We start from the raw sequence: 23,821 nt of genomic DNA on the forward strand, positions 1-23,821 counted from the left end.
CACGCTCAGCAGGGCGCCTCGCGGCGCCGCCCCCACGCCCCCGTACAACCAGTACGACGACGTGGGGGCGACACCACGATGCACCCGTCTGACCGCGAATTCCCCCGGCAACGTCCCGGGCCACACCACTAGAGGCCATGACCAGGTGAAGGGCCCGGCGGCGAGCGTCACCTCACGCCGCCGGGTGCACGTGGGGTCAGACGAGTCCTGAAACGCCGAGGTACACGTCGCGGGCCGACCCGAAGGAGTTCGCCAGATCGCTGGAGGGCACGGACTGGCTTCGGCCGAAGCACACCGACCACGAGTTCCCCGCGACACCGGACGACGGGCATTCCCAGATGCCGAGCTGGCCCCTGCCCTGGGTCCACAGGTCCACCATCGCCGTCGTGGAGAAGAGGCCGGGCCGGTTGTTGCGCACGATCACCGCGCCCTGCGCCGAGCCCCCGCTGGACGACCTGATCGCGCACACCTGCGCGAGGACGTCGGTCCCGATCGTCTTGCTGCCGGCGCAGGCCCACGTGTGGGGACTGGACGTGATCGGGTTCGTGTTGCCGTACGCCTTCCAGCTGCCCGCCGCGGCCGAGGCGGGGCTCACCGCCATCGCGGTCAGGCCGAGAAACGCGGCGATGACGGCGATCGTTCGCTTGGCTCTCATGCGGCCCAGCATCCACACGACCCTTGCAGACTTTCTGGAATCCGCAGGTCAGCGCACGCTGGCGAGCTCGCGCTGCGGCACGGCGGCGGCCTTCACTCGGGCGTAGACCTTCACGGCGGCCAGCGCGCCGAGCCAGCCGAGCGCGGTGCCGGTGGTGTTCGTGATCAGGTCGTCGACGTCGAAGATCCGGTTCGCCCACAACAGCTGCGAGCCCTCGATCAGCAGCGAGACGCCGTAACCGATCAGCGCGGCCTGGCCGATCGTGCGCCCGCCCCAGAACATCAGCATCGCGCCGAGCGGCACGAACAGCAGCACGTTCAGCGTCATCTGGTCGAACGCGATCTGCCCGTCGCGGAACGTGTCGGCGATCCACTGGAACGGGACCAGCTGCACGGACTGGCGCGGAGCGACGGTCTGCAACGGCAGGAACGTCGCCGCGAACAGCATGCTCGCGTAGACGGTGATGGTGGCGTTGCGGAATGTCAGCTGACGGAACAGCAGCTGCGGGAGCAGGAAAACGACCGAGAGGAAAACGCCCCACTGGATGCTCGCGAGCTGTGCATTCGTCATGAATCAAAGGTATGAAAATGGCCCTCCGCGCACATCGCGCTGAGGGCCAGTTCCACTCTCGTACTTCCGGCCGAGTACTACTCCGCCGCGTAATCCCTCGGGCTGATGCCACGTAGTACCGGACCGCACGCCAAGGCTGCTACCAGCGCGACCGTGATGCCCACGCCCACCGGGGCGACGACCCACGGCGTGATCGGCATTTCGCCGTGCCCCACCAGTCCGCGCGCCAGAGTGAGCAATCCGAGGCCCACGACAATTCCCGCACCGCATGCCGCGATTGTGACGGCGAACACCGGAAGCATCACTTCTCGGCGCAAAGCGTGAGCCAGCACACGAATCGGAGTGCCTGCCGCGATCAACGCGCCGAAAGTGCGCCTGCGGTCGATCACCGACCCGGCCGCGGCCACCGCCGCGCCGATGCCGCCGAGCACCGCCGCGATGGAGAGGCCGATGATCGTGGCCCGCTGCAGATCCGCCATCAACGTGTCGCCGTACAGGCCCCGCTGCTCCCCGTCCGTGAGCCGCACGCCGGGCAACGTGCCGATCAGCGCGGTCTGCACGGCGTCGCGGTTCTCGGCCGTCGTCGGCACACCGACCATCGACACCTCACCGGCGATCGACGGCAGCAGCTCCCTGTCGATGACCGCGTCCACCTGGCCGCCTGCCTCGAAGGGCCGCGTCTCGTACTTCTCCGGCAGCTTCGCGGTCAGGTCGTCCAGCCCGCTCGGCTTGAACTCGTCGCCCCCCAACGAGCGGGACGAGTACACGGCAGGTCCCGGCTGACAGGTGAGGCCGGTCAGCACCTTCGCGATCTCCGCGCACTGCCCGACGATGACGTACCTGCTGTGGTTGCCGCTCTTCACCGTGCCGTCCAGCATCGTGACGATCGGCGCCGAGGTCGTCAGCCGCAACGGCGTGACGTCGTGCGTCACCTGGTCCGCCACGATCGCGTTCTCGTTCCAGGTGCTGTCGCGGTAGGGGACCTGGCTCTCCAGGCCCGGCAGCATCGTGAGCGCCATCGAGCCGGTGAAGACCGCGATCACGACACCCGCCGAGCCGCGGAACGCCGCCACCGGGTCACCGGAGAGCCTGCGTCCGGCCAGCAGCGTCGAAGGCTTACGCCAGCGCCCGACGAAGAACCTGCCGACCCACGCGGTCATCACGGGTCCCGCCAGCACCAGCGCGACCGCCACCGCGCCGAGGCCGACGAGCGCCACGGTTGATTCGCCGGCCTCCTGCGCGTACATGATCCCGAGGAAGAACACGCCCAGCGCACCGGCGATCGTCAGCAGCCGCCACGACCGGACCTTGCGCCGCTCCTGCGTGGCGAGCGGCTGGTTCACCACGCGCCTCAGCCCCATGATCGCCGCACCGATGACGAGCAGGGGCGCGAGCACGGCCACCGCCGCCACGACCGCGGGCTCCGGCACGAAGTCGCCGGGATACCAGGTGCCGCCCTCCCACGGGATTCTCGCGGTGAGGTGGCTGAACGGCTGTGCCAGCAGCAACCCCAGCGCGCTGCCGACGACCGCGCCCACCGCCGTCTCGATCGCGGTCATCACGACGACCTGCCGCGGCGACGCTCCGGCGAGCCTGAGCGCGGCGAGGCGCCGTTCCCGTTTCGCCGCGGTCAGCCGGGCGGCCGACGCGACCAGCACCAGGCACGGCACGACCAGCACCACGAGCCCGACGCGGGTGAGGAGGTAGAGCATTCCCTTGTAGTCGTCGCGGTACGAGCCGCTGCTACCTACCAGACCTGGTGCCGGGAATCCGTTCCGGACCTCCTCGTGACCGATGATCGCGACGAGCTCTCCGGGGAACTTGAGCGCCTCCGGGCCGAGTTCGGCGATCTGCCTGCCGGGGAAGCGGTTGCCGAGCTTCTCCGCGGGGGTGCTGCGGACCAGGTCCGCGAGGGCGGGGGACAGCAGCACCTCGCCCGCCTCCGGGAACCGGGTGATACCGGCGGCGACCTCGATGTGGCCCTGGAACTGGTGCCTGCGCGCGACGTCGAACCGTTGGACCAGCTTGCCGTCGTAGGAATCCAAGTTCTTCGCAACGGAAATGGCTTCTCTGTCGTGCTGGCCCAGCACGTCGCGCCACGCCGTGCGGTCGGCGCGCGCCTGCAGGCCGTTCGGTGCGGCGAGGAGCCACAGCACCAGCGACACCGCGATCATCACGCCGAGTGCGACCAGCACGGTCGCGACCTGGCTGCGGCGGTCCCTGCGCAGCACCGCGAGAGCGATCCTCACGCGGACACCCCCGTGTTGATCCCCTGGGCGATGCGCCCGTCCTGGATCTCGACGACACGCAGCGCCCGGTCCGCGATCGCCTTGTCGTGCGTGACGATGACGACGGCCGCGCCGGTCTCCTCCGCGGCCTGCAGGAGCGCGGTCATCATCTCCTGGCCGGTGCGCGTGTCGAGGGCGCCGGTCGGCTCGTCCGCGAAGATCACCCGCGGCCTGTGGGCGAGGGCCCGCGCGATCGCGACGCGCTGAGCCTGCCCGCCCGAGAGCTGGCTCGGCAGCCGCTTCTCCAGGCCCTGCAGACCGAGCCGCGCGAGCCACAGCCTGGCCGCGCCGAGCGACTCCTCGCGTGAGCCGCCGGCGAGCAGCATCGGCAGCGCCGCGTTCTCCTCGGCGGTCAGCTCGGCCACGAGCATCCCCGACTGGAAGACGAACCCGAACGCCGTGCGCCGCAACGCGCTGCGTCCCGTCTCGTTCAGTTCGCCGATCGCGCGCCCGTCGAGGAACACCTCGCCGCCGTCGGCGCGCAGGATGCCGGACAGCACGTGCAGGAGCGTCGTCTTGCCGGATCCGGACGGACCGACGACCGCCAGCACGTCCCCGGCCTTGATGTCGATGTCCACCCCGGCGAGCGCGTGCACGTCGCCGTAGGTCTTGACCAGGCCACGAGCGGCCAGAACCGAATTCATGTCCTCAAGGTGCCGTGCGCGGAGCCGTAAAACCTCAGCCTTGACGACACACCGGATCAGCCGGATGACCGAGGCCGTAGAGGTGTGGTGGTCCTACCGTTGTCTCCCGTGGACAGTCATCGGGGCCAATGGCCGATCGCCGCCGTTCTCGCCTTGCTGATGCTCGGCGAGCTCCTTCTGATGAGCGGGGGAGGCAGCGCCGAGGCGCTCGTGTGGCTGTTGAGCGTGCCGGTGTGCATCGTGGCCGTCACCTCGTTCAAGTCGCGTGCCTTCACGATCCCGGTGGCCGTCGCGTCGATCTTCGTGTCGTCGTTCGTCATCCGGACGTTCAGCGTGGACCTGCCGACGCTGCTGAGCCCGCTGACCGTCGCCGAGACCGCCGCGTGCCTGGTCATCACGGCGGTCGTCGTGCGGGAGGAACCGCGCCGGTCCGCGACGTGGTCGGTGGGCTCGCTGGTCGCCGTGAGCTTCTTCGCCGCCATCGTCCGCGACAACTGGATCTCCGGCAGCAACTACAACGAGATGCTCGGCTCGCTCGTCCTGGGCTTCACGGCCGTCGGCACAGGCCTGTACTTCCGCGCCCGCGACACCGAAGGCGGCCGCCTGATCGCCGCCGCCGTCACCGACGCGCAGAAGGAAGAACGCATCGCCCTGGCCCGCGAACTGCACGACGTCGTCGCCCACCACGTGACGGGCATGCTGGTGCAGGCCCAGGCCGCGCTGGAGGTCTCCGACGACGACCCGCACGCCGCCCACCGCCTGCTGCCCGGCATCGTCCGTTCGGGCACCGAAGCTCTGGGCGCGATGCGCCGCCTCGTCGGCACGCTGCGCCAGGGCGAGAACGACGCGGCCACCACCGACCTCGCCGCCGACGTCATCGCGGCCGTCGAACGCACCCGCGAACTCGGCTTCGAGACCCGCCTGCGCATCGACCTGCCCGACGACGTGGCCCCCGAGCTCGGCCGCTCGGTGTTGCGCCTGGTCCAGGAGTCGCTCACCAACGTGCACAAACACGCCGTGTCGCCCACCATGATCGACGTGGAGATCTCGCGGACGTCCAGTGGGGCGTTGCGCGTGATCGTGGCCGACGACGGTCAGCTGCACGAGCTGAACCAGGGTGGCTACGGTCTCGTAGGCATGCGTGAGAGGGTCGACCTGCTCGGCGGCCTGTTCTCGGCAGGCCCGCGTGAGAACGGCTGGCAGGTGCTCGCCGAGCTACCCCTGGAGAGGACGAAGTGATCTCGGTTCTCATCGCCGACGACCAGGAGATGGTCCGCGTCGGATTTCGGATGATCCTGGAGAAGCAGCCGGACATCACCGTCGTCGCGGACGTCCCCGACGGAATCGCGGCCGTCACCGCCGCCCGTGAGCTCAAGCCCGACGTGGCGTTGCTGGACATCCGCATGCCGGGGCTCGACGGGCTCGAGGTGACCAAGAAGCTGTCGCCGACCACGAAGGTCGTCGTGGTGACGACGTTCGACCTGGACGAGTACGTCCACACGGCGCTGGAGAACGGGGCGTCCGGGTTCCTGACCAAGGATGCCGGTCCGGCGTTGCTCGTCGAGGCCGTCCGGGCCGCGGCCGCGGGGAACGCGCTGATCTCGCCCCAGGTGACCGTGCGGATGCTGGAGCACTTCGCCCGGCCCGCCCAGCGGCCCGACCTGTCGTTGCTGACGGCTCGGGAGCAGGACGTGGTCCGGGAGGTGGCTCGTGGCCTCAGCAACCAGGAGATCGCGTCGTCGCTGTTCCTGTCGCTGTCCACGGTGAAGACCCACCTGGCGTCGGTGCAGACGAAGCTGAACGTGCGCAACCGCGTCGGGATCGCCTCGTGGGCGTGGAGGGCAGGGCTGGTGCACTCGTGAGCGAGCAACCGGGATCCGAGTTCCCGCGCGCCATCGGCAAGGTCGCCAACCGTGAGCTGGTCGCGAACGGGTACACGACGTACGACTCGCTGACCGAGGCGTCGGCGAGGACGCTGCTGCAGATCCACGGCATCGGCCCGAAGGCCGTCAGGATCCTGGGGGAGGAGCTGGCGGCGCAGGGCAAGGCCTACGCCGCCGACTAGGTTCCCTAGACACCCATCGGATGCCAGACCGTCTTCGTCTCCAGGTACGCGCGCAGGCGGGACATGTCCGGCGTGACCGCGAAGTCCTCGTTCTGCTTGTTGCGCAGCACGCGCTTCACGGTGCCCGCCGCCGACCGCTCCAGGTCCGCGCGGATCGACTCCGGCGCCCCGGTCAGGTCCAGCGCGTTCACGTCGCCGTGCGAGGCGAGCCACGGGGCGATCTCCGCCGTGCGGCCGGTGATGATGTTGACCACGCCGCCGGGGACGTCACTCGTGGCCAGCACCTCGGACAGCGTGATGGCGGGGAGCGGGCGGTCCTGCGAGGTGATGACCACGCACGTGTTGCCGGAGGCGATCACCGGTGCGATCACCGAGATCAGGCCCAGCAACGACGACTGCTGCGGGGCCAGCACGGCGACCACGCCCGTCGGTTCCGGGGTGGAGAACGAGAAGTACGGGCCCGCCACCGGGTTCGAGGAACCCAGCACGGCCGCGATCTTGTCGGTCCAGCCCGCGTACCAGACCCAGCGGTCGATGGCGGTGTCCACGAGGGACTGCGCCTTCTTCGCCGGGACGCCCTCCGAGGTGGCGACCTCGGCGATGAACTGCTCGCGGCGGCCTTCCAGCACCTCGGCCACCCGGTACAGGACCTGGCCCCGGTTGTAGGCCGTGGTGCCGGACCAGCCCGCGAAAGCCTTGCGGGCGGCGGAGACCGCGTCCCGGGCGTCCTTGCGGGAGCCCTGGGCGGCGTTCGCGAGGAACGTGCCCTTCGCGTCCGTCACCGGGTAGCTGCGGCCCGACTCGGAGCGCGGGAACTTGCCGCCGATGTAGAGCTTGTAGGTCTTCGCGACCGTGATGCGATCAGACATCGAGGTAGGCCTCCAGACCGGTGCGGCCGCCCTCACGGCCGAAGCCCGACTCCTGGTATCCGCCGAACGGGGCGGTCGGGTCGAAGCGGTTGAACGTGTTGGACCAGACGACGCCGGCGCGCAGGCGTTGTGCCATCCAGAGAATGCGCGAGCCCTTGTCGGTCCAGACACCGGCGGACAGGCCGTACGGCGTGTTGTTCGCCTTGGCCACGGCCTCTTCCGGCGTGCGGAAGGTCAGGACGGACAGGACCGGGCCGAAGATCTCCTCGCGGGCGATGCGCATCGCCTGCGACACCCCGGAGAAGACGGTCGGGGCGAAGAAGAAACCCTTGTCCGGCAACGGGCACGAGGACGTCCAGCGGGTCGCGCCCTCGGCCTCGCCCGACTCGGTCAGCTCCTTGATCTTGGTGAGCTGCTCGCGGGAGTTGATCGCGCCGACGTCGGTGTTCTTGTCCAGCGGGTCGCCGACCCGGAGCGTGCTGACGCGTGCGTGCAGCTTCTCGATCAGCTCGTCGGCGATGGACTCCTGGACCAGCAGCCGGGATCCGGCGCAGCAGACGTGGCCCTGGTTGAAGAAGATGCCGTTGACGATGCCCTCGACGGCCTGGTCGAGCGGCGCGTCGTCGAACACGATGTTCGCCGCCTTGCCGCCCAGTTCCAGCGTGAGCTTCTTCGACGTGCCCGCGAGCTGGCCCTGGATGACCTTGCCGACGTCGGTCGAGCCGGTGAAGGCGACCTTGTTGACGTCCGCGTGCCCGACCAGCGCGGCACCGACGTCACCGGCACCGGGGATGATGTTGACGACACCCGGCGGCAGGTCGCACTGCTGGATGATGTCCGCGAGCACCAGCGCGGTCAGCGGGGTGGTCTCGGCGGGCTTGAGCACGACCGTGTTGCCGCACGCCAGCGCCGGCGCGATCTTCCACGCGGCCATCAGCAGCGGGAAGTTCCACGGGATCACCTGGCCCGCGACGCCCAGCGGCTTCGGGTCCGGGCCGTAGCCCGCGTAGCCGAGCTTGTCCGCCCAGCCGGCGTGGTAGAAGAAGTGCGAGGCCGCCGTCGGGACGTCGACGTCGCGCGACTCCTTGATCGGCTTGCCGTTGTCGAGCGACTCCAGCACCGCGAGCTCACGGCCGCGTTCCTGGATCTGCCGCGCGATCCGGTAGATGTACTTGGCCCGCTCGGATCCGGGCATCTTCGACCACACGCGGTCGTAGGCCCTGCGCGCGGCCTTGACCGCGGTGTCCACATCGGACTCGCTCGCCGTCGAGACCTCCGCGAGCACCTCCTCGGTGGCGGGGTTGATGGTCTTGAGCGGCTCGCCGGAGCCCTCGACGAACTTGCCGTCGACGAACATCCGGTAGTTCGGCTTGAGGTTCGCGATGTCCCGCGACTCGGGCGCGGGTGCGTATTCCCACATGTCTTCAGTCCACCGTCACGTAGTCCGGGCCGCTGTAGTGGCCGTCCAACTGGGTCCGACGCTGCATGAGCAGGTCGTTGAGCAACGTCGACGCGCCGAACCGGAAGAGGTTCGGGTCGAGCCACTCCGGACCGGCCACCTCGTGCACGGCCACCAGGTACTTGATCGCGTCCTTGGTCGTGCGGATGCCACCCGCGGGCTTCACCCCGCGCAGCTCACCGGTCTGGTCCTTCCAGTCCCGCACGGCCTGCAGCATCACGTGCGTCACCGGCAGCGTCGCGGCGGGCTGCACCTTGCCGGTCGACGTCTTGATGAAGTCACCACCGGCCAGCAGCGCGAGCCACGACGCGCGGCGCACGTTGTCGTACGTCACGAGCTCGCCGGTCTCCAGGATGACCTTGAGGTGCGCGTCCCCGCACGCCTCCTTGATCTTGACGATCTCCTCGAACACCTGCCCGTACCGGCCGCTCAGGAACGCGCCGCGGTCGATCACCATGTCGACCTCGGCCGCGCCCTGCTCGACGGCGAACCGGGTGTCGGCCAGCTTGATGTCCATCGTGCTGCGGCCACTGGGGAACGCGGTCGCGACGCTGGCGACGTTGATGCCGGTGCCCACCAGGTCGTCGGCCGCCGTCTTCACCATGTCCGGGTAGACGCAGACAGCCGCGACCTTCGGCACGTCGGGCCGCTCGGGGTCGGGCCTGCGGGCCTTCGCGGCGAGGCTGCGCACCTTGCCGTGCGTGTCCGCGCCTTCGAGCGTGGTGAGGTCGACCATGCTGATCGCCAGGTCGATGGCGTACAGCTTGGAGGCCTTCTTGATGCTCCGCGTGCCGAGGCCCGCGGCTCGTTGCTCGACGCCGACCTGGTCGACGCCGGGGAGCCCGTGCAGGAAACGCCGCAGCGACGATTCGTCGCGCACGGCGTCAGCCAGGGCCGACGGCAGTGTCGTTGGAGCAGCCATGACCGCGAGTCTAAGCGGAATGGGACGCCCGTCCTAAGTGACGACGTTCGCCCAGCTCAGAGGGCAGGAGAGGCCGCCCTGACGGTCTGTTCGCCGCTCCTGCCGACGAGGACGATCGCGCCCAGGCGACCCAGTTCCTCGGAGTGCTCGGCGAACGCGTCGCGGGGCCGCCGCAGGCGCCCCGGCGCTCGCTTGGGCAACGCCCTGCCTGTACTGCCTACTCGTTCAAAACACAGTTCAAAACACAGCTCACTCCAGCAACTCGCGCAGGATGCCCTTCTTCTTTTTCTTGGGGCCCTTCACCTCCACGGCGCCCATGATCGCCAGTCCGGTGATCCGCACGGTCGGCGCGCCTGGGATGTGGCGGCGGCTCGGCAGCTGCTCCTCGAACGCGCCCATGAACCCGAACCCGTCGACCTTGACGTTGATGTCGTCGGGCACCCGGATCTCCACGCCGCCCCAGAACGCGAAGCAGCTGATCGTCACCTCGGCCTCGGCGAAGTTGGCGTGGGTCAGGTCGATCTCGATGCCGCCCATGATCGCGACGGCGTTGTGCATGCGCGGGACGACCCAGCCGCCCTTGCGGTTGACGCCCGACCAGAACGCCACCGACACCGCGCTGCCCGGCTGGCCGCCGATGCGGTCGCTCACCGCCGGCTGGTACTGCGGCACGGCGGGGGTCTGCGGCAGCCCGCTCAGCACCAGGTCCGCGGTGATGGGGACGAGTTCGCCGTACGTCTTCGCCGCGTAGACCGCCCCGAGCCGCTCGTCCAGTTCATGGATGTCGAGGCGGCCTTCGGCGGTCGCCTTGTGCAGCACCTGCGCGATCCGTTCCCGGTCCGCGTCCGAGGCGCGCAGGTGACTCTGGTCAGCCGGTACCAGCTCGTCGCTCACCCGATCGAGTCTAAAGCTCTCACTTGCGGTTCGGTGCGTACTTGACGGTGATCGCGAAAGCGATCAAGAGGAGTGCGGCGAGTGCCGCCGCGAGTGCGGGGCTGTAGCCCCACGCCAGCGGGAGCACACCGATCAACACAGCGAGTGACCCCGAAACACCCAGGATGACCAGCGGGGATTCACACAACTGCTGGACGGGCTTCTGTTCGATCGTCACCGTTCGTACCTCCGCGTCTCAACTGGCTATGAGACTCTTCGGAGTCGCTATGTCGATTCTTTACTCCCGGATCGGGTTGTGCGGCCCCCTGATCAGGTGGTCGTCGGAAGCCTCAACTCGAGTAGATACCCAGGTGATCGATGAGTTGGCGTGCGGCGTCGGCCAGCGAATTCGCTGTGGTGATCGCGGCTCGGCTTTCCGACGCTTCGACTTGCTCGCCGGGAAACGCGGGGTACTCCAGTTCGTTCCGCCGCCGTCGCAACGTGCCGAGTTGGGCAAAGGGGCCGCCGAACTGTTCGCGCGTCGCGTCCGACACCGCCAGATGTCCGCCGGCCTGTGTCGGCCGGAGCCCTTGCTGGGCAAGGAGAGCGGTACCGACGAACCGGGCCGCGTCAGAGGCGAGGATGAAGGCGGATTCAGGGTCGTCGTCGGCGATCTGCTTAGCCGTGTCGAGTCGGCGTTGTGCTTGGCGCAGCCACGGTTCCGCGACCGCTGCGGCACCGCTGATGCGTTCGAGTTGACGCTTCGCCAGCAGCGCGTCGATCATGGCAGCGCCTCTTGGCCACTTGGAATGCTCACGCCTGGATTTCGGCTGCACCCAAAGGAATCTTGACCACCGGTCGGGTGGAGATCTCCTGCAGCAATGCATCGTCCTGCGATCGGGTGGCCCAACGCCGAGCGCTCACGACTGTCGGGTTGACCGCCTTCGCGAGACGCTTCTCCGCACGATCGGCGGCGGCGTACACGTCCGCCCGATCGACTGGATCTTCGATCGACTCCACCACCATCACGTCGATGTCGTGCGGCTCGGGGCCTGGTTCGCCGTGCAGCCGTGCCGCCCACGAGCCGTAGATCAGGAGCTCGGCCACGCCGCGTAGCTCTCCGAACTCCTCGGTGACGATCTGCTGTGGGCCGAACGCCAGCTCGACCAGCCTGGTCAGGGGTTCGACGAGTGCGCTCGTGCCCGCCCGGACCAGCCTCGTCCTGCCCACCTGGCGCGACGCGAGGATCCCCGCCTGCTGCAGGCGTTCGACCTCGTTGTGGACACCACTGAGCGAGCCGCCGGCCCGTCTTGCGAGGTCGGTGAGCGAGAGTTCCTGGTCAGGGTTGAGCAGGAGGGCCGCGAGGATGCCTGCCTGCAGCTTGGACCGCAGGACGGGAAGCAGCGCGGGTGCGTTACTTCGCATAAACTGAAGATATCTTCGGTTTATGCGAAACGTCAAGTGGCCTCCGGTGCGATCTCGACACTCTCTGCTCGCCGTTGCTCTACGGAGTCGGCCGGCGCAGCGGCAGACCGGCCGCCCGGTAGATCGAGTCGATCACCGTCATGTTCTTCACCGCGTCGTCCGCGGTCGTCGGGAACGGCTTGCCGTGCAGCACGGCGTCGGTGAACGCGTCGAGCTGGTAGGCGTACGTCGCGCGCTTGCCGAACGTCTCCGACGACCTCTTGTCCTTGAGCTTCAACGACAACCGGTGCACCGTCTGCGGCCCGAGGGGGTTGAGGACGGTCAGCGTGCCGTTCTCACCGATCGCCTTCATCGACAGCTTGAGCACCGTCGACGACCAGAGCGACGCGTGCACGGAACCCGTGTGGCCGGAGGGGAAACGCAGGGAGGCACGCATCGCGCGGTCGATGGAAGGCCCGCGCAGCAACGCTTTCGCCGACCGCACCTCGGGTTCTTCGCCGCCCAGCAGTCGTGCCATGTGCACGGCGTAGCAGCCGGCGTCCATCATCGCGCCGCCCGCGAGCGAATAGTCGTAACGGATGTTGGAGAACATCGGCAGCGGGAAGCAGACCGAAGCCTCGACGTGGCGCAACGGGCCGAGCACGCCGGACCGCATGATCTCGGCGACGCGGAGCGCCAGTGGGTGGTAGCGGTAGTGGAACGCCTCCATCACCACCAGGCCGGACGCGTCGGCGGCCTTGGCCACGGACGCGGCTTCGTCGGCGTTCGCGGTGAACGGCTTCTCGCACAGCACGTGCTTGCCGGCCTCGAGCGCGGCCAGCGTCCACTTGCCGTGCAGGCTGTTGGGCAGCGGGTTGTAGACGGCGTCGACTGCCGGGTCCGCCAGGAGGTCCTCGTACGAGCCGTGCACGCGGGCGATGCCGTGCTTGTCGGCGAACGCTTTGGCTTTGGCGGCCGAGCGCGCGGCGACCGCCACGACCTCGGCGACCGTCGAAGAGCGGGCCGGGCGGATGACAGCGGACGGCGTGATCATGGCCGCGCCGAGCACTCCGATGCGCACGTGGTCTGTCACGTGGTCGACCCTACACCCATCTAGTTAACGGCGTTTACTCCATCAGGTCGGTCTCTGTTGACCACCTGGTGCACGGTCCACTCAGGACAGGCGGGAACGGTTCGCCCCAAGCTCCTCCCCAGCGGTTACGGTGTCGAGCATGGACGTCCTGGTCGTCGATCATCCACTCGCCAAGGCGAGACTCACAACGATGCGTGACGCGCGCACGGACAATGCCGCATTCCGTGCCGCGCTGCAGGAACTGACCGTGATGCTGGTCTACGAAGCGATGCGCGAGGCGCCGCTGAAGGAAGACCGCACGCACACCCCGGTAGCTCGTACCACCGGCTACAAGCTCGCGAACCCGCCGCTGCTCGTCCCCGTGCTGCGGGCCGGGCTGGGCATGGCCGACCAGGCGCAGAAGCTGATCCCGGACGCCCAGATGGGGTTCGTGGGCCTGGCACGCGACGAGGAGACGTTGCTGCCGACGCCGTACATGGAGTCGTTGCCGGAGAACCTCGCCGGACGCCCTGTGTTCGTGCTCGACCCGATGCTCGCCACGGGCGGTTCGATGGAGTACACGATCCGCCTGCTGACCCAGCGCGGCGCGACCGACGTGACGGCGATCTGCGTGCTCGCGGCGCCCGAGGGGATCAACCACCTCGAGGACTCGACGCTCCCGTGCCGCCTCGTCACGGCCTCGGTCGACGAGCGGTTGAACGACTCCGGCTTCATCGTGCCCGGCCTGGGCGACGCCGGTGACCGTCTGTACGGGGCGGTTTAGGACATACCTCCGATCGGACGTAGCAGTGGTCTAGACCTCAGGCCTATCGTGCTGTGGACCACACTCGCCGCTGCTCGCCAGAAATTGGCACCGTGACTTAGGAGGCTCATTTTTATGTCCAGACGGAGATGGGGTGTCGCCGCTCTCGCGGTCGGCGCCCTGTCCGCGTCGCTGGCCGTTGCGCCCGCGAACGCCGACGTCGAGACCAATGGGCACCACGGTTACTCGAAGACCCGCACCGTCGGGTACTTCATCCAGTGGGGCGTGTACGACCGGAACTTCCGGGTCAAAAACCTCGTGGACAGCGGGGCCGCCGCACGGCTCACGCACCTGAACTACGCCTTCGGTTTCCTCGACGAGGCCGGCAAGTGCGTCAGCGCCGACCCGTGGGCCGACTGGCAGATGCCGCACACCGCCGAGCAGTCCGTGAACGGCAAGGCGGACGAGGCCGGCCAGGTCCTGGCGGGCAACCTGAACCAGCTCAAGCAGCTCAAGGCCAAGTACCCCAAGCTGAGGATCAACATCTCGCTGGGCGGCTGGACGGGCTCGCGCTACTTCTCGAACGCCGCGCTGACGCCCGAGTCGCGTGCCGCGCACGTCAAGTCGTGCACCGACATGTGGATCAAGGGCGACCTGCCCGGTCTGCCGGAAGGTGCCGCGAAGGGCGTCTTCGACGGCATCGACCTCGACTGGGAGTGGCCCGGCAGCAACGGCAACATGGCCCCGCCCAACGTCGTGCGTCCCGAGGACAAGCAGAACTTCACCAAGCTGCTCGCCGAGTACCGCAGGCAGATGGGCTGGAACCGCGACCTGACCGCGTTCCTGCCGGCCGACCCGAAGCAGGTCGACGCGGGCTTCGAGGTCAGGAAGGTGTTCTGCTACCTCACGTTCGGCACGTTGCAGGGCTACGACTACCACGGTGCCTGGGACGCCCCGGCGAACCAGCAGTCCGCGCTGCGGGTGCCGAAGGGTGACCCGTCGGAGTTCGAGTTCAGCTCCGAGGTGACGGTCAACGCGTGGCTTTCGCGCGGTGCCCCGCGGTCGAAGGCCGTGCTCGGTGTGCCGTTCTACGGCCGCGGCTGGGACGGCGTCGCCCCCGGCACGCGCAACGGCCTGTTCGGCACCGGTGTGCCGGCGCCCGCGAAGTACGAGGCCGGTTACGAGGACTTCCACCGCATCAAGGCGAAGCTCTCCGAGCCCGGCAGCGCGTACAAGATCTACCGCGACGGGAAGGCCGGCTTCGCGTGGATCTACGACGGCAAGACCTGGTGGACCTACGACGACGCGACCGAGATGAAGCGGAAGGCTCGCTACATCAACGACCGCAGGCTCGGCGGCGCGATGATCTGGTCGCTCGACGGTGACACGCCGCAGGGTGAACTGATCAAGGCGCTCGACGGAGCTCTGAAGTAAGGCCGCACCACCGAGACGGACTGTCCTAACCGGACAGTTCAGCGGGTCCGGGGAGGTTTCGCGGCGGCCGCCTCCCCGGATTCCGTGGTGTTCAAAGGGATTTCCCGGTTTCCGTGCGCCAGCCCCTGCCGTGCGCGCGCAACGCCAGTTCGTAGGTGGCGGCCGCGTTGACGCCGGGCGGCAGGTTCCCGTTGAGCTCCAGGCTCACCAGGCCGTGCGCGATGCCCCACATGGACATCGCGATCTGCTCGGGGTCCTCCGCGAGATAGACCCCCTGCTCCACCGCGCGCCGCACCGCGTTGATCACCGGCGCGAACGTCCTGCCCGCCGCGCGGCTCATCTCCGACGTGTGCTCGACGACCTTCGAGTAGAGCACCGAGTAGAACTGCGGGTCCCGCAGCGCGCTGCGCCGGTACGCGAGCCCGATCTGCAGCAGGTCCTCCGCGGGGTCGTCGGTGACCGGGACCGCCGCGAGGCTCGTCCCGAACTGCGTGAACGCCTCCTCGTAGAGCGCCTCGAGCAGCGCTGGTTTTCCGCCGAAGAGGGAATAGACCGCCGTCGTCGAGGTGTTGACGTCGGTGGCGATCTTGCGCAGGCTCACCGCGGCGGGGCCCTCGGTGCTGAGCAACTCGCCCGCCCGTTCGAGCAGTCGCCGTCGCAGAGCGTCGTCGTGGGTCTTGGGCCTGGGCATCACGCAATCCTAACGGCCGCTGGCCTGTGTGGTATCAGGTTGATACCGTCACTCCATGGCGATGACCTTGCGGTTGACCGAGGAGGAGAACCTGCGGCTCGCCGAACTGGCGCAGTCCGAGGGGCGCTCCAAGCAGGAGGTCGTGCGGCTGGCGATCGCGGATCGTTACCAGCGCATGCAGCAGGAGGAGAAGCTCGGCGAGGTGCTCGGGCGAGTCCTGCCCAAGTACCGAGGTCTTTTGGATAGGCTCGGATCTTCCTGAAACTGTCAGACCTCTGTGATCAACTGGATGCCGTGATCTCCTACCTCGACGCCGGGGACCTCTTAGTGCTGGCCACGGCCGTGACCGGAGGCGATCTCCTCGTCAGGGACATCGGCCTGCTGGACACGGCGGCCTACCGTCCCCGCGCCACCGTGCTCGGCGTGGAGGCCTACGACACGCTGTGGTTGAAGTCCTCCGCCCTGCTCGACTCGATCGTCCGGACCCGCCCTCTCGTCGAGGGCAACTGGCGGCTCGCCTGGATCGCCGCCGTCACGATGTGCGACATCAACGGCTACTGGATCGACGCCGCCGAGGACGACGCGCTGGACCTCGTCCGCTCCCTCGGCCGCGACAAGATCGACGTGCCGGAGATGGCCGGCCATCTCGAAGCGTGGGGCATCTCGAAGGATTCCGCTTGACCTAGAGTGCACTCCAGGTCATAGCGTCGAGCCCGTGAGTTACTCGATAGCCCAAGCCGCGCAGCGCAGTGGGTTGTCCATCGACACCTTGCGCTACTACGAACGAATCGGGCTCGTCGACCCGCCCGCACGGGACTCGGGCGGGCGTCGCAGCTACTCGGAGGAGGACCTCGGCTGGCTGGCCTTCGTGACGCGCCTGCGCACGACCGGCATGCCGATCCGCATGATGCGCGAGTTCGCGCAGCTCAGGCACCACGGCGACCTGACGGCAGGCCGCCGCAAGCAGATCCTCGTCGAGCACCGCACCGACGTCCGCGCCCGCATCGCGGAGCTGCAGACGTGCCTGGAGGTGCTCGACTACAAGATCGACCACTACGCGGTGGTCGAGCGTGACTTGGAGGCGACGGCGTGAGCCGTTCATTGGGATCGTTGCAGGTCGGGCCGCAGGGCCTCGGCTGCATGGGAATGTCGGAGTTCTACGGCGCCGGCGACGAGGCGGAGTCGGTCGCGGTGATCCACCGGGCCCTCGAGCTCGGTGTCACGCTGCTCGACACGGCCGACATGTACGGGCCTCACCTGAACGAGGAACTGGTGGGCCGCGCGATCGCGGGCCGTCGCTCCGACGTCGTGCTGGCCACGAAGTTCGGCATCGTGCGTGACGGCGAACGTCGTGGCGTGCGCGGCGACCGCGAGTACGTGCGGTCCTCGGTCGAAGGTTCGCTGAAGAGGCTCGGCACCGACGTGATCGACCTGTACTACCTGCACCGGGTGCCGGCGGACACGCCCATCGAGGAGACCGTCGGCGCGATGGCCGAGCTGGTCACCGAGGGCAAGGTGCGGTTCCTCGGCCTGTCCGAGGCGGGCGCTCAGACGCTGCGCCGCGCCCACGCCGTGCATCCGATCACGGCGCTGCAGAGCGAGTGGTCGCTGTGGTCGCGCGACATCGAGGCCGAGATCGTGCCCACCGCCCGTGAGCTGGGCATCGGCCTCGTGCCGTACTCGCCGCTGGGCCGTGGCGTGCTGACCGGCCGTTTCGCGTCGTCTGCCGACTTCGGCGAAGGCGACTTCCGGTCCGTGAACCCGCGCTTCTCCGGCGCCAACCTCGACGCGAACCTGAAGATGGTCGCCGAGCTCCGCGCCCTGGCCGAGGCACGCGGCGTGACCGCCGGTCAGCTCGCGCTGGCCTGGGTCCAGCACCGCGGCTCGGACGTCGTGCCGATCCCGGGGACCAAGCGGATCAGGTACCTGGAGGAGAACGTGGCGGCGGCCGCCCTGGAGCTGTCGGAAGCCGATCTGGCCGCGATCGAGGCCGCTGTGCCGGCGTCCGCCGTGGCAGGGGACCGGTATCCCGACATGAGCTCGATCGGTCGCTAGAACATACGTTCGAATGTATCCTCAGGGTTGTCCACAGGTTGGGGACAACAGGCTGTGGACAACCCTGGGTTCATGTGGACAACTGGGCCGCGACGGTGGCCCCGAGCTCCCAGCACGCCTCCAGGTCCGCCTTCGACGGCTCGCCGGTGACGACCACGTGCTGCGCCGCCTTCTCCCAGCCCAACCCGGTCGTGGCCGTCTCCACGCTGCGCACCGCGCCGGTCGTGTCGTTGTTGCCGTGTACATAAAGCCCGAACGGCCTGCCGCGCGTGGAGTCGAGACACGGGTAGTAGATGGTGTCGAAGAAGTGCTTCAGCGCACCGCTCATGTAGCCGAGGTTCGCGGGCGTGCCCAGCAGGTAGCCGTCGGCCTCCAGGACATCCACCGCGGTTGTGGACAACGCGGCCCTGCGCACGAGTTCGACGCCCTCGATCTCAGGGGTGGACGCGCCGGCGACGACGGCCTCGAACATCGCCTGCAGGGCGGGCGACGGCGTGTGGTGGACCAGCAGCAGGCGTGCCATCAGTAGTCCATCTCGTAGTCCTGGCTGTCCGGCGGGGTGTCGTCCACGCCGATCGCCTTCAGGTCCGCTGAGGTCACCACGTCCACGGTAGGACCCATGAGCTCGATCAGCTCGTCGATGACGTCCAGGTGCGCCTTCCTCGACATCTTGTTCAGCGCCCCGATCTCGTCCACCTTGTCGAGGACTCCGGTGCCTTCCAGCTTGCGGATGAGCAGGCCGGCTTCGCCGAAGGTGCTCATCGGCCCCCTGATCGCCGCGTTCGACTCGAGCGTCGCCTGCAGCATCATGTTCAGCGCGGCGTGATCCTTGGGGTCGACGCCGAAGGCCTTGAACAGGCCGTCGCGCACTCGGACCTGGTGCTTCTTCATGTCCTCGCTGAACCCGTCCCGGAACATGTCGAGGCCGCGCTTGCTGCCGGGGTGTGCGTCGAGCACCGCCTGCGCGAAATCGCGCCGCGTGTAGTCCATGGGCGGCAACATAGATGACCATGACCTGCGCCTCCTACGACATTGTCGCCGCCAGCTACGCCGAACTCATCCCGGACGCGCACGACGGCCGCCCGCTCGACGCCGCGATCATGCGCGCGTTCGCCGAGCTCACCGAAGGCCCCGTGGGCGACATCGGCTGCGGTACCGGCCGCATCACGCAACACCTGCACGAACTGGGCCTCGACGCGTTCGGCGTCGACCTGTCCGACGGCATGCTCGAACAGGCGAGGAAGCTGTACCCGCACCTCACGTTCACCCAGGGCGACATGACAGAGCTCGACCTCGCCGACGACAGCCTCGGCGGCGCCGTCGTCTGGTACTCCACGGTCCACATGCCGGCTGAAGAGGTGCCCTGGCAGGAGTTCCACCGGGTCGTGAAGCCCGGCGGGTACCTCTTGCACGCCTTCAAACTGGGTAACCGGAAGGGGCATCTCACCCACGCGTACGGCCACGACGTCGACCTCCACGTCCACTGGCACGACATCGACGAGACCGTGACGAACGCGACCAGGGCCGGGTTCAACGAAGTGGCACGGCTGCAACGTCAGAAGGGTGTGGACGAAGGCGGGCCGCAGGCGTTCCTGTTGCTCAGCAAACGGAACCCCGCAGCCGGAAGCGCGTCCTGAAGGGTGTACACAGGAGGGACCATGAAGACCACCGCCCTAATGCACACCAGTCCTCGTCAGCGCCGCATCACCTGGGGTTTCGGCCTTGCGGTCAGCATCGGGATGATCGGGATCGGGCCTCTGTTCGCGTCGGTGTGGCCGGGGTTCGACCACAGCCCGTGGGACATCAACACGATGTTGTTCGGACTCGGCGTGGGGCTCTGCACGATCGCGTACATCTTCGGGCGGATCGCCGTCGCGGCGGTCACCGAGGGACGCCGCAACGCGGTGGCCCCGCCGACCAGAAGGGCCTACCTCGTGGCCGGCGGGGCTTTCGTCCTTGCCGCGCTCGCGTTGACGTACGCGCTGGCGACGACAGCTAGCTGACGAGCCCAGTCACCCGTTCCCGCAGTTCAGTCAACCGGGCCTGGCCTGACGCACGGGCGGACTCCAGTCCGTCCGTGACCGGCTCGACGACTTCCAGGTACGCCTTGAGCTTCGGCTCGGTGCCGGACGGGCGCACGATCACGCGCACGCCGTCCGCCGTCCAGCGCAGCACGTCCGCGCTGGGCAGCAGGTCCTCCGACTCGAAGCCGGCAGGCGGCGAAGAGCGCAGCCGTGCCATCGTCGCGCCGATCAGGCTCAGATCGGTGTACCGCAGGGAGACCTGGTCGGTCAGGTGCAGGCCGTGGTCCGCCGCGAGCTGGTCCAGCGCGTCCAGCAACGTGCGGCCGGACGCCTTCAGGCCGGCGGCCAGGTCAGCGGCGACGACGGCGGCCGAGATGCCGTCCTTGTCGGCGACGTGCGTGGGATCGACGCAGTTGCCCAGCGCTTCCTCGTAGGCGAACACCAGGCCCTCGCCCGCGCGCGCCAGCCACTTGAAGCCCGTCAGCGTCTCCGCGTACCGGGCGCCGTGCGCGGCCGCGATCGACTTGAGCAGCGACGACGACACGATCGTCGTCGCCACCAACGGATCCGTGGACTCGGTGGTCGACAACACGAGCGAGCCGAGCAGCACGCCCGTCTCGTCGCCGCGCAGCATCCGCCACGTCCCGCCGTCGTCGACACCCAGCGCGCACCGGTCCGCGTCCGGGTCCAGCGCGATGGCCAGGTCCGCGTTCACCGACGCCGCAAGGGAAAGCAGCTCGTCGGACGCGCCGGGCTCCTCGGGGTTCGGGAACACCACGGTCGGGAAGTCCGGGTCCGGCACGGCCTGCGACCGCACCACGTGCACGTCGGTGAAACCCGCGCGCCGCAACGCTTCCACGGCGAACGCGCCACCCACGCCGTGCATCGGCGTCAGCGCGATCTTCAGCGAACGCGCCTGACCGGTGGGCAACGACGCGACCCGCTCCAGGTACGCGTCGACCTCGGCGTCCGAGACCGTGGTGTACGTGGCGTTCCGCGGCACGGAGACCGCGGCCGGAACCGCCTCGATCGCCTTCTCGATCTCGCCGTCCGAGGGCGGCACGATCTGCGAACCACCGGTCAGGTAGAGCTTGTACCCGTTGTCCGCGGGCGGGTTGTGCGACGCGGTGATCTGGATTCCCGCCACCGCGCCATGTGCGCGCACCAGGTACGCCAGCACCGGCGTGGGCAACGGTTCCGGCAGCACCCGCACGTCGAAACCGGCCGCCGCCATCACCTCGGCGGCGGCGGTGGCGAACTCCTCCGAGCCGTGCCGCGCGTCGCGCCCGACGAACACCAGACCGGGTGCTCCGAGCCACGACGCCAGGCCGGCCGTCGTGCGGACGACCGTGGCCACGTTCATGCCGTTCGTGCCCGCCCGCACCGGCCCGCGCAGTCCGGCGGTGCCGAACGTCAGCGGACCGGCCATGCGGTCCTGGAGGTCCTCCGCCGCGGCGGGGTCGCCGCCCATCGCCCGCGCCAGCACGCCCTGCAACTCGGCGCGAGTCGCGTCGGACGGGTCGTCGGCGATCCACCGGAACGTCGCGTCACGCAGTGCCGGCGTCAGGCTCATGCCCGGTCCACCAGCTCACGCAGCAGCGTGCCCATGCGCTGAGCGGCGGCGGCACCGGCCTCCAGCACCTCCTGGTGGTTCAGCGGCTCACCGGTGATGCCCGCCGCGAGGTTCGTGACCAGCGACAGTCCGAACACCTCGACGCCCTCGGCACGCGCGGCGATCGCCTCGTGCACGGTCGACATGCCGACCAGGTCCGCACCCATCGTGCGCAGCATCCGGATCTCGGCGGGCGTCTCGAAGTGCGGGCCGGGCAGCCCCGCGTACACGCCCTCCTCCAGCGACGGGTCGATCTCCTGCGCGACCTTGCGCAGCCGCGGCGAGTACAGGTCCGTGAGATCGACGAACCGCGCGCCGACCAGCGGCGACAGCGTGGTCAGGTTGAGGTGGTCGGAGATCAGCACGGGCTGCCCGACGGCCATGCCCTGCCGCAGGCCACCGGCGGCGTTGGTCAGCACGACCGACGACACGCCCGCGGCGGCGACGGTGCGCACGGCGTGCACGACCTTCTGGACGCCCTTGCCCTCGTAGCCGTGGGTGCGGCCGAGCACGACGAGGACCTTCTTGCCGCCGACCTCGACGGAACGGATGGTGCCGCCGTGGCCGAGCGCGGTCGGCGCCTCGAAGCCCGTCAGCTCGCCCACCGGGATCTCGGTGACCGGCTCGCCGATCACGTCGGCGGCGGGTCGCCAGCCGGAGCCGAGCACGATGGCGATGTCGTGCTTCGTGTTGCCGGTGCGGCTCTGGATCTCTTCCGCGGCCTTGCCGGCCAGCTCTTCTGGAGTCACCGCGAGAGCTTAAGCCGTCTCCCGGGGAGACGGCTCACACCGGGGCGAACGTCGAGGCGATCGCGTCGAACAGCCGTACGCGCGCCTCGTCCTCCTGCTCGGTCGGCACCACGACCTCGACCACCCACAGGTCGTTGCCGTGCGGCAGCACGCGCGAGAAGTGCGACCTCCGCAGCGCGTTCGGCTCGTCACCCTCGACCGTCCGGTAGATGAACTGGACGCTGGCCTCGCTGTGCGGCCCCGCCAGGTCCGGGGTCGGCACCATCTCGCCGCCGAAGAACCTGCCGGGCCAGCGCGCCTGCACCCCGGCGACGTACATCTTGATGTCGCGCTTCGGGTAGTACTCGGGGAACCGCTGCACCGTCGCCTCGTAGGCGCCGCTGCCGGACACGAAGTGCACCATCGCCGAGGCCGGCAGGCGCTGGTTGCTTGACCGTTGCTCGGCGTAGGCCGACCAGCTCTGCTCGACGTGCAGCGTGAACTTGCCGCCCTGGTCGCCGTTCGCCAGCACGGCCGACGCGGTGCGGGGCTGCAGCGTCGCCGACGTGGGCAGGGTCGGCAGGGTGGGCAGGGTCTGCTCGGTCGGTGGCAGCAGTGAGGCCCCCGCGGCGAACCTGGTCAGTGCGAACCCTCCGCCGGAACCCGCGACGAACAGCAGCACGGCCACGACCAGCACGAACGCCGAGGTCAGCCGCCCTCGCCGCCGCGGGGCACCGAGCGGCTTCGTGACGAGGAACGGCAGCGGGCCGGGGTCGTCGGCCAGCGGCGCGTCCGGCTCGATCCTGGGCTTGGGCCGCACGACGATCGGCGGCTGCACCGCCGCACGGACCTCGAACGCGTCCGTGCCAGGCTCCGGCAGCAGCTGGTAGACCTGCTTGCGGACGTCGACGAGCGACAGGCGTTCGGTCGGCTCCTTGCGCATCAACCCGCTGATCACCGGCGCGAGCCGACCGGCACCGGCCGGCACCGGCACGTCGCCGTTGATCACCGCGTTGATCGTCTGCATGACGTTCTTGCCCACGTACGGCGGCTCGCCGGCCATCGCGGCCCACATCGTCGCGCCCAGCGACCACCTGTCCGCGGCCGCCGACACGTCGCCGCCCTGCGCCACCTCGGGCGCGATGTAGGCGGGAGTGCCGAGCGTGATGCCGCGCGCGGTCATGGTGGCCTCGGCGACGTTGCGCGCGATACCGAAGTCGGTGAGCTTGACCCGCCCGTCGTCGGCGATGAGCACGTTGCCGGGCTTCACGTCCCGATGCGTGATGCCGGCCCGGTGCGCCGACTCCAGCGCCGCCGCGATCGCGTCCAGCACCGCCGCGCCCTGCTTCTCGGTGAGGCAGCCCTGCTCCTGCAGCACCTCGCCGAGGCTGCGCGACGGCACGAGTTCCATCACCACGTACGGGTCGCCGTCGTGCTGGACGACGTCGTAGAGCGTCACGAGGTTCGGGTGGGACAGCGCGGCGACGGCACGCGCTTCGCGCATGGTCCGTTCCCGCAGGTGCGCGGCCTCGACATCGGGCATGCCCGGGGTGTGCAGGATGCCCTTCACGGCCACCTGCCTGCCCAGCACCTCGTCGCGGGCGGCCCACACCGTGCCCATCGAGCCCTGGCCGAGCACGTGCAGCAACTGATACCGCTCCGCGATCAGGCGCTTCAGGTCAGCCTTGTCCAC

The 23,821-nt window shown here is 69.1% G+C and carries 30 protein-coding genes; 11 read left to right on the plus strand and 19 right to left on the minus strand.

The features are described from left to right. Positions 1-196: 196 nt before the first annotated feature. The 4 genes from IG04_RS0121590 to IG04_RS0121605 form a co-directional block, all read right to left on the minus strand. The gene (locus IG04_RS0121590) at positions 197-655 is read right to left on the minus strand and encodes a hypothetical protein (RefSeq protein WP_030478488.1); all 459 of its coding nucleotides are present in this window, start codon (positions 653-655) and stop codon (positions 197-199) included. 48 nt (positions 656-703) lie between these two features. Beyond that, positions 704-1,225, minus strand: coding sequence for a VanZ family protein (locus IG04_RS0121595; RefSeq protein WP_051770337.1), 522 nt, complete (start codon positions 1,223-1,225; stop codon positions 704-706). 77 nt (positions 1,226-1,302) lie between these two features. Beyond that, positions 1,303-3,474 carry an FtsX-like permease family protein gene (locus tag IG04_RS0121600; protein WP_030478490.1) on the minus strand — a complete coding sequence of 724 codons (2,172 nt, stop codon included), beginning with the start codon at positions 3,472-3,474 and terminating at the stop codon, positions 1,303-1,305. Next, positions 3,471-4,157, minus strand: coding sequence for an ABC transporter ATP-binding protein (locus tag IG04_RS0121605; protein ID WP_030478491.1), 687 nt, complete (start codon positions 4,155-4,157; stop codon positions 3,471-3,473). Before IG04_RS0121605 ends, IG04_RS0121600 begins: the two co-directional genes overlap by 4 nt. A gap of 108 nt (positions 4,158-4,265) precedes the next feature. Between IG04_RS0121605 and IG04_RS0121610 the strand changes: the two genes are divergently transcribed. Genes IG04_RS0121610 through IG04_RS0121620 form a run of 3 tightly spaced genes read left to right on the plus strand, consistent with a single transcriptional unit; the run spans position 4,266 to position 6,222 of the window. Next, a complete protein-coding gene (locus tag IG04_RS0121610; protein ID WP_051770338.1) occupies positions 4,266-5,396 on the plus strand; it encodes a sensor histidine kinase in 1,131 nt (376 codons plus the stop codon). Continuing rightward, the gene (locus IG04_RS0121615) at positions 5,393-6,019 is read left to right on the plus strand and encodes a response regulator transcription factor (RefSeq protein WP_030478493.1); all 627 of its coding nucleotides are present in this window, start codon (positions 5,393-5,395) and stop codon (positions 6,017-6,019) included. Before IG04_RS0121610 ends, IG04_RS0121615 begins: the two co-directional genes overlap by 4 nt. Continuing rightward, positions 6,016-6,222: a helix-hairpin-helix domain-containing protein gene (locus IG04_RS0121620; protein WP_030478494.1), complete on the plus strand. Its 207-nt coding sequence runs from the start codon at positions 6,016-6,018 to the stop codon at positions 6,220-6,222. The genes IG04_RS0121615 and IG04_RS0121620 overlap by 4 nt, the downstream gene beginning before the upstream one ends. A 5-nt stretch (positions 6,223-6,227) precedes the next feature. Here IG04_RS0121620 and IG04_RS0121625 read toward each other — a convergent pair whose 3' ends face one another. From IG04_RS0121625 to IG04_RS0121660, 9 genes are all read right to left on the minus strand, one after another. Continuing rightward, the gene (locus IG04_RS0121625; protein ID WP_030478495.1) at positions 6,228-7,091 is read right to left on the minus strand and encodes an aldehyde dehydrogenase family protein; all 864 of its coding nucleotides are present in this window, start codon (positions 7,089-7,091) and stop codon (positions 6,228-6,230) included. Then, positions 7,084-8,511: an aldehyde dehydrogenase family protein gene (locus IG04_RS0121630; RefSeq protein ID WP_030478496.1), complete on the minus strand. Its 1,428-nt coding sequence runs from the start codon at positions 8,509-8,511 to the stop codon at positions 7,084-7,086. The genes IG04_RS0121625 and IG04_RS0121630 overlap by 8 nt, the downstream gene beginning before the upstream one ends. Before the next feature lie 4 nt (positions 8,512-8,515). Further along, complete coding sequence (deoC, locus tag IG04_RS0121635; protein ID WP_030478497.1) at positions 8,516-9,472, minus strand: deoxyribose-phosphate aldolase; 957 nt, start codon at positions 9,470-9,472, stop codon at positions 8,516-8,518. A 56-nt stretch (positions 9,473-9,528) separates the two neighbouring features. Continuing rightward, the gene (locus IG04_RS46620) at positions 9,529-9,672 is read right to left on the minus strand and encodes a hypothetical protein (RefSeq protein ID WP_157512965.1); all 144 of its coding nucleotides are present in this window, start codon (positions 9,670-9,672) and stop codon (positions 9,529-9,531) included. A 49-nt stretch (positions 9,673-9,721) separates the two neighbouring features. Further along, positions 9,722-10,366: a DUF1707 SHOCT-like domain-containing protein gene (locus IG04_RS0121640; RefSeq protein ID WP_030478498.1), complete on the minus strand. Its 645-nt coding sequence runs from the start codon at positions 10,364-10,366 to the stop codon at positions 9,722-9,724. Positions 10,367-10,385: 19 nt separating this feature from the next. Then, the gene (locus IG04_RS0121645; RefSeq protein ID WP_030478499.1) at positions 10,386-10,583 is read right to left on the minus strand and encodes a hypothetical protein; all 198 of its coding nucleotides are present in this window, start codon (positions 10,581-10,583) and stop codon (positions 10,386-10,388) included. A gap of 112 nt (positions 10,584-10,695) precedes the next feature. Further along, positions 10,696-11,130 carry a hypothetical protein gene (locus tag IG04_RS0121650; protein WP_030478500.1) on the minus strand — a complete coding sequence of 145 codons (435 nt, stop codon included), beginning with the start codon at positions 11,128-11,130 and terminating at the stop codon, positions 10,696-10,698. A gap of 28 nt (positions 11,131-11,158) precedes the next feature. Further along, positions 11,159-11,770: a winged helix-turn-helix domain-containing protein gene (locus IG04_RS0121655; RefSeq protein ID WP_030478501.1), complete on the minus strand. Its 612-nt coding sequence runs from the start codon at positions 11,768-11,770 to the stop codon at positions 11,159-11,161. Between the two features lie 79 nt (positions 11,771-11,849). Then, positions 11,850-12,842, minus strand: coding sequence for a Gfo/Idh/MocA family protein (locus IG04_RS0121660; protein WP_030478502.1), 993 nt, complete (start codon positions 12,840-12,842; stop codon positions 11,850-11,852). Positions 12,843-12,981: 139 nt separating this feature from the next. On the opposite strand from IG04_RS0121660, the gene upp reads away from it, so the two are divergent. Both upp and IG04_RS0121670 read left to right on the plus strand, forming a co-directional pair. Continuing rightward, positions 12,982-13,605 carry a uracil phosphoribosyltransferase gene (gene upp / locus IG04_RS0121665; protein WP_030478503.1) on the plus strand — a complete coding sequence of 208 codons (624 nt, stop codon included), beginning with the start codon at positions 12,982-12,984 and terminating at the stop codon, positions 13,603-13,605. Between the two features lie 114 nt (positions 13,606-13,719). Beyond that, complete coding sequence (locus tag IG04_RS0121670; RefSeq protein WP_030478504.1) at positions 13,720-15,018, plus strand: glycoside hydrolase family 18 protein; 1,299 nt, start codon at positions 13,720-13,722, stop codon at positions 15,016-15,018. Between the two features lie 91 nt (positions 15,019-15,109). On the opposite strand, the gene IG04_RS0121675 is transcribed toward IG04_RS0121670, so the two are convergent. Further along, entirely contained in the window at positions 15,110-15,709 is a 600-nt protein-coding gene (locus IG04_RS0121675) for a TetR/AcrR family transcriptional regulator (RefSeq protein ID WP_030478505.1), read from the minus strand. Between the two features lie 55 nt (positions 15,710-15,764). On the opposite strand from IG04_RS0121675, the gene IG04_RS0121680 reads away from it, so the two are divergent. From IG04_RS0121680 to IG04_RS0121695, 4 genes are read left to right on the plus strand one after another with little or no spacing between them, the layout of a single operon-like run. Beyond that, the gene (locus IG04_RS0121680; protein ID WP_030478506.1) at positions 15,765-15,971 is read left to right on the plus strand and encodes a ribbon-helix-helix protein, CopG family; all 207 of its coding nucleotides are present in this window, start codon (positions 15,765-15,767) and stop codon (positions 15,969-15,971) included. A gap of 32 nt (positions 15,972-16,003) precedes the next feature. Continuing rightward, on the plus strand, positions 16,004-16,390 hold the full coding sequence (locus tag IG04_RS0121685) for a type II toxin-antitoxin system death-on-curing family toxin (RefSeq protein ID WP_030478507.1): 387 nt from the start codon (positions 16,004-16,006) through the stop codon (positions 16,388-16,390). Between the two features lie 34 nt (positions 16,391-16,424). Beyond that, the gene (locus IG04_RS0121690) at positions 16,425-16,802 is read left to right on the plus strand and encodes a MerR family transcriptional regulator (protein WP_030478508.1); all 378 of its coding nucleotides are present in this window, start codon (positions 16,425-16,427) and stop codon (positions 16,800-16,802) included. A gap of 47 nt (positions 16,803-16,849) precedes the next feature. After that, positions 16,850-17,764 (plus strand): aldo/keto reductase, encoded by a 915-nt coding sequence (locus IG04_RS0121695; protein WP_051770378.1) that lies wholly within the window; start codon positions 16,850-16,852, stop codon positions 17,762-17,764. A gap of 70 nt (positions 17,765-17,834) precedes the next feature. On the opposite strand, the gene IG04_RS0121700 is transcribed toward IG04_RS0121695, so the two are convergent. Further along, positions 17,835-18,287, minus strand: a complete 453-nt coding sequence (locus tag IG04_RS0121700; RefSeq protein WP_030478510.1) for a flavodoxin family protein — start codon at positions 18,285-18,287, stop codon at positions 17,835-17,837. After that, the gene (locus tag IG04_RS0121705; RefSeq protein ID WP_144065200.1) at positions 18,287-18,754 is read right to left on the minus strand and encodes a hypothetical protein; all 468 of its coding nucleotides are present in this window, start codon (positions 18,752-18,754) and stop codon (positions 18,287-18,289) included. The genes IG04_RS0121700 and IG04_RS0121705 overlap by 1 nt, the downstream gene beginning before the upstream one ends. Positions 18,755-18,774: 20 nt before the next feature. Here IG04_RS0121705 and IG04_RS0121710 point away from each other — a divergent pair, with 20 nt between their 5' ends. Further along, on the plus strand, positions 18,775-19,401 hold the full coding sequence (locus IG04_RS0121710) for a class I SAM-dependent methyltransferase (protein ID WP_245815908.1): 627 nt from the start codon (positions 18,775-18,777) through the stop codon (positions 19,399-19,401). A 21-nt stretch (positions 19,402-19,422) separates the two neighbouring features. Next, positions 19,423-19,767, plus strand: coding sequence for a hypothetical protein (locus tag IG04_RS0121715; protein WP_245815910.1), 345 nt, complete (start codon positions 19,423-19,425; stop codon positions 19,765-19,767). Here the strand turns inward: IG04_RS0121715 and IG04_RS0121720 are convergent. From IG04_RS0121720 to IG04_RS0121730, 3 genes are read right to left on the minus strand one after another with little or no spacing between them, the layout of a single operon-like run. After that, complete coding sequence (locus IG04_RS0121720; protein WP_030478514.1) at positions 19,760-21,361, minus strand: phospho-sugar mutase; 1,602 nt, start codon at positions 21,359-21,361, stop codon at positions 19,760-19,762. The genes IG04_RS0121715 and IG04_RS0121720 overlap by 8 nt on opposite strands. Then, entirely contained in the window at positions 21,358-22,149 is a 792-nt protein-coding gene (locus IG04_RS0121725) for a purine-nucleoside phosphorylase (protein ID WP_030478515.1), read from the minus strand. The genes IG04_RS0121720 and IG04_RS0121725 overlap by 4 nt, the downstream gene beginning before the upstream one ends. A 34-nt stretch (positions 22,150-22,183) precedes the next feature. Next, positions 22,184-23,821 carry a serine/threonine-protein kinase gene (locus IG04_RS0121730; protein ID WP_051770340.1) on the minus strand — a complete coding sequence of 546 codons (1,638 nt, stop codon included), beginning with the start codon at positions 23,819-23,821 and terminating at the stop codon, positions 22,184-22,186.

The organism is Lentzea albidocapillata, from assembly GCF_000719115.1.
Taxonomy (GTDB): Bacteria; Actinomycetota; Actinomycetes; order Mycobacteriales; family Pseudonocardiaceae; genus Lentzea; species Lentzea albidocapillata.

Bases quoted from the DNA above. Each gene is read 5' to 3' on its own strand.
- IG04_RS0121675 (WP_030478505.1), bottom strand. From the start codon at position 15,709: ATGCCCAGGCCCAAGACCCACGACGACGCTCTGCGACGGCGACTGCTC.
- IG04_RS0121625 (WP_030478495.1), bottom strand. From the start codon at position 7,091: ATGTCTGATCGCATCACGGTCGCGAAGACCTACAAGCTCTACATCGGC.
- IG04_RS0121705 (WP_144065200.1), bottom strand. From the start codon at position 18,754: ATGGACTACACGCGGCGCGATTTCGCGCAGGCGGTGCTCGACGCACAC.
- IG04_RS0121650 (WP_030478500.1), bottom strand. From the start codon at position 11,130: ATGATCGACGCGCTGCTGGCGAAGCGTCAACTCGAACGCATCAGCGGT.
- upp (WP_030478503.1), top strand. From the start codon at position 12,982: ATGGACGTCCTGGTCGTCGATCATCCACTCGCCAAGGCGAGACTCACA.
- IG04_RS0121605 (WP_030478491.1), bottom strand. From the start codon at position 4,157: ATGAATTCGGTTCTGGCCGCTCGTGGCCTGGTCAAGACCTACGGCGAC.
- IG04_RS0121595 (WP_051770337.1), bottom strand. From the start codon at position 1,225: ATGACGAATGCACAGCTCGCGAGCATCCAGTGGGGCGTTTTCCTCTCG.
- IG04_RS0121715 (WP_245815910.1), top strand. From the start codon at position 19,423: ATGAAGACCACCGCCCTAATGCACACCAGTCCTCGTCAGCGCCGCATC.
- IG04_RS0121655 (WP_030478501.1), bottom strand. From the start codon at position 11,770: ATGCGAAGTAACGCACCCGCGCTGCTTCCCGTCCTGCGGTCCAAGCTG.
- IG04_RS0121630 (WP_030478496.1), bottom strand. From the start codon at position 8,511: ATGTGGGAATACGCACCCGCGCCCGAGTCGCGGGACATCGCGAACCTC.
- IG04_RS0121590 (WP_030478488.1), bottom strand. From the start codon at position 655: ATGAGAGCCAAGCGAACGATCGCCGTCATCGCCGCGTTTCTCGGCCTG.
- deoC (WP_030478497.1), bottom strand. From the start codon at position 9,472: ATGGCTGCTCCAACGACACTGCCGTCGGCCCTGGCTGACGCCGTGCGC.
- IG04_RS0121695 (WP_051770378.1), top strand. From the start codon at position 16,850: ATGGGAATGTCGGAGTTCTACGGCGCCGGCGACGAGGCGGAGTCGGTC.
- IG04_RS0121680 (WP_030478506.1), top strand. From the start codon at position 15,765: ATGGCGATGACCTTGCGGTTGACCGAGGAGGAGAACCTGCGGCTCGCC.
- IG04_RS0121670 (WP_030478504.1), top strand. From the start codon at position 13,720: ATGTCCAGACGGAGATGGGGTGTCGCCGCTCTCGCGGTCGGCGCCCTG.
- IG04_RS0121720 (WP_030478514.1), bottom strand. From the start codon at position 21,361: ATGAGCCTGACGCCGGCACTGCGTGACGCGACGTTCCGGTGGATCGCC.
- IG04_RS0121710 (WP_245815908.1), top strand. From the start codon at position 18,775: ATGACCTGCGCCTCCTACGACATTGTCGCCGCCAGCTACGCCGAACTC.
- IG04_RS0121700 (WP_030478510.1), bottom strand. From the start codon at position 18,287: ATGGCACGCCTGCTGCTGGTCCACCACACGCCGTCGCCCGCCCTGCAG.